Annotated in this window: 2 protein-coding genes; one reads left to right on the plus strand and one right to left on the minus strand. The window is 43.2% G+C overall.

What is annotated here, in order from left to right:
* Positions 1-994: amidohydrolase family protein (locus B4F08_RS05650; RefSeq protein WP_291373706.1), on the plus strand; the 994-nt coding region annotated here is incomplete at its 5' end.
* 84 nt (positions 995-1,078) lie between these two features.
* Here B4F08_RS05650 and B4F08_RS05655 read toward each other — a convergent pair.
* Positions 1,079-3,433 (minus strand): M16 family metallopeptidase (locus tag B4F08_RS05655; protein ID WP_291373708.1); only part of this gene is annotated, 2,355 nt, incomplete at its 5' end.

A 3,433-nucleotide genomic window follows, 5' to 3' on the forward strand; every position in this document is an offset into this window, starting at 1 on the left:
GGCTTTGGCAGTCAAATTATTGGGCAAGCATCCTAAGCTCTTGGACAAAATGGTTCGTTTGGTGAAACCTAAAGATCTGATTGAAACTGTCGGTCTAACCCGTCATATCACACGTCCTTATTTGCCTCATGACTATAAACACGATACTGGCCCATACACAGTAGAACAAGTGGTACATGTTGAAGCCAGTTGGCATCACAGCAAAGGCAAAGGTGTGGTTGAGGAAACTCAGTTTATTGAGTCTTTAGCTTTTGGGGCAGATACGGTCAAATTGGGTGGCATTGTCGCAACAGCTGACCCGCGGGATCGTAACTTTAAGAAGATCCTAAAATTACACCATAAAGCTTCACCACACTTTCGTGGTATTCGTAAAATGGCGTCTTTTCATGAAGACAAAGCAATCCATGCGTGGACAGATGAGCCACACTTATATCGCAATAAAAAATTTCTCAAAGGCTTCGAAGTACTGTCCCAATACAACTTGAGTTTTGATGCTTGGGTTTATTCCACACAGCTTGAAGATGTGATTTATCTGGCCAAGCAGTTCCCTGAAACCTCCATTGTGCTAGACCATTTGGGGACACCCGCAGGTTTATTTGGCCCAATTGGCGCAAATACAGGGATGACACAGACGGCACGGGAAAATATTTTCTTCCGTTGGAAAGACGACTTAGCTGAGCTTGCAAGCTGTCCAAACGTCTATACCAAAATGTCGGGACTCTTCATGCCGGTATTAGGACATCGTTTTCATAAAGAAGACCGGCTGGCGTCCAAACAAGAAGTCTTTGATCTGGCACATCCCATGATTACGCATGCCCTCGCCTGTTTTGGCACCTATCGGGTGATGTTTGCCTCTAACTTTCCGATGGATTCGGTCAGTACATCGTTGGTCAATATTATTGATGCCTTTAGTGATGTCGTCGCAGCCTATGACCCTGATGCTTTAGAGCGTATATTCCATCACAATGCCAAACAGTTTTATCGGCTTGAATAGAAAACTAAGAAAACTGCTTCATAAGACTTATGACAAAAAACCCCTCTATATTGAGGGGTTCTTTTTCGGTGAAAACTGAAATCTTTACTTTTTCAACGCTGGCTGCGCTTTGCCATATTGGTCAGCCATCACTTCAACCAACTGATCCAGCTGAATATATTTCTGAATCACGGCATCAACATCGGCTTTACTGATTTTGGCCAAAGCTAAATCGCGTTGCTCACGATCCAGTAAAGTACGATTGCGCTTCATTTGAGGAATCAACATGCGATGGATATTGCGACTATCTTCAAGTGCAGTCACACGCTTTTTCAAAATATCAGCTTTCGCAGCTTCGACTTCCTGTTCAGTAACGCCTTTTGCCAGTAACTCATTCAACACTTTATACACGGCTTGAGACACTTGAGCCGATTTGCCTGCGCTATAGTTTGCATCAATCGTCAGCGCTCCTGACTCCGTCCAATCATCCAGTGAAATGCTACTGCCAAAACCATAGACCAAGGCATTCTTTTCACGTAGCTCTTGCGCCAAACGAGAGGACAACTGCGACTCACCTAAGATGTGCTCGAGTACCTGCAAAGCAGGTGCATCTGGGTGATACGTGCCCACAGGGAACGTCATAATGCTCTGATAGCTACCAAACTCACGCTGCTCTGACAGTGCATGCACACGCTGCGCTTTATATGCCGTAAAGTCAGAAGTAATCCGCTGATAAGGCGCTGCTGAGTTCCAGTTTGCAAAAGCTTGATTTAAAGTCTTTTTCATCTTTTTCGTATCAATCACACCCGTTACCGAAATTTGTGCATGATTCATTGCGAAAAACTGCTGATACAGCTGTTTAACCTGTGTTTGTGTTGCAGCCTGATACTGCTTCTTGGCATATTCAGGCTCGAAGTGATGGCGAATATCCCCAATTGGATAAGTTTCAAGTAAACGCGCAATGGTTAAAGCTGCTACAGTTTCAGGCTCAGTATACGGTCGATCTAGACTTGCTAAGCTTTGTGACTTAATCAAATCAAACTGGCTTTGTTCAAAAGTTGGATTTTTAAGGACATCTACAACAAAGTTAAAAAATTCATCAAACTTTTCTTTCTTCGCCACGATTGAAATATTGATGCCGTTACCATTACTTGCTGCACTTGCACCACCGCCCGCATCAATAGAATGATCGGCAATGTCTTGCAAACTATATTGAGTTGACGCTCTGAGCAGTAAATAAGAAGTTAGGTCTAATAGCTCGGCCTTATTAAACAAACTTTCTGCCGTACCAAAGTCAATCGAAATGGTGGCATAGGTCTTATCGTCACGCGTGGTACTCGGGTACAATGCGTATTGCATACCATTTTTTAGCTTGACACGCTGAATTTGTTTTTCAGCACTTTCTAAATATTGCTTTGAACTTTTTACATATCCAGCCACTTCTGCCTTATACACACTTGCATCTTTCAATGGCTCTTCAGCAACGGCTTGCTGATCTAAAGTTTTTGTAGGCGTGGCTGCTGCCGCTTGTTCAAGTGCTTTTTTCTGATCTTCTGGGGTTGGTAAGATAGTGCCTGAAATACGATGCTCAGGCACTAAAAAGTCATCTAAGCGTTGGTTCACATCAGTAACGCTGAGCTGTTGTAACTGTTGCTGATCTTTAAAGTATTGTGTCCAATCACCGTTGGCAGAAACCACGTAGTCACTGAGCATGCCACCGACTGCCGTTGCACTACTGAACATGCTTTCTTGTGAATTTTTAATCATGCTCTTCACACGGTTAAGCTCAACCTCGTTGAAGTTTGGTGTTTTTTCGACCCCATCAACCAAAGCCGACTCGACTTTTTTCACATCATGGTTGGGTGCATAAACTGCGCCCATAAACACCATATTAAAATCTTGATCTAACCATGTGGTTGACTGAACTGCTGTCGCCGTTCCCGTCTCTACAATATTTTGGTACAAATGCCCGCTGGGTTGCATGGTATATAAATACGGTGACACCGCCAACGCAGTTTTAATGTTCTCGTTTTTACCATTTAGGTAAATATTGTATTTGGCGAAGTTACTGCCTTTTTTCACCACAAACTGGCGATCTTTAATCTTGCTGGCATCTAAGACAGGTACTTTAACTTTCGCAGGCACAGCGCGCGCTTGAATCGCACTAAACTTTTCATCAATCTGCTTTAGTACAGCAGCTTGGTCAAACTTCCCTGAAATGACAAATACCGCATTATTCGGTGCATACCAATCACGATAAAACTTATTCAGCTCAGCCATTTTGATTGACTGTAACTCGTTTAAATCACCAATTGGTAAACGTCCTAAATATTGATTACCATAAGCAGACTTCCACATCTGATCCATGAGTACCGAAAAAGGCTGATCCATACGGACTTCACGCTCGCGTTTTACAATCGCGATTTCAGACGGTACATATTTTTCTTGGAGCACCAAGCC

The organism is Acinetobacter sp. UBA6720, from assembly GCF_002454215.1.
Classification (GTDB): Bacteria; Pseudomonadota; Gammaproteobacteria; order Pseudomonadales; family Moraxellaceae; genus Acinetobacter.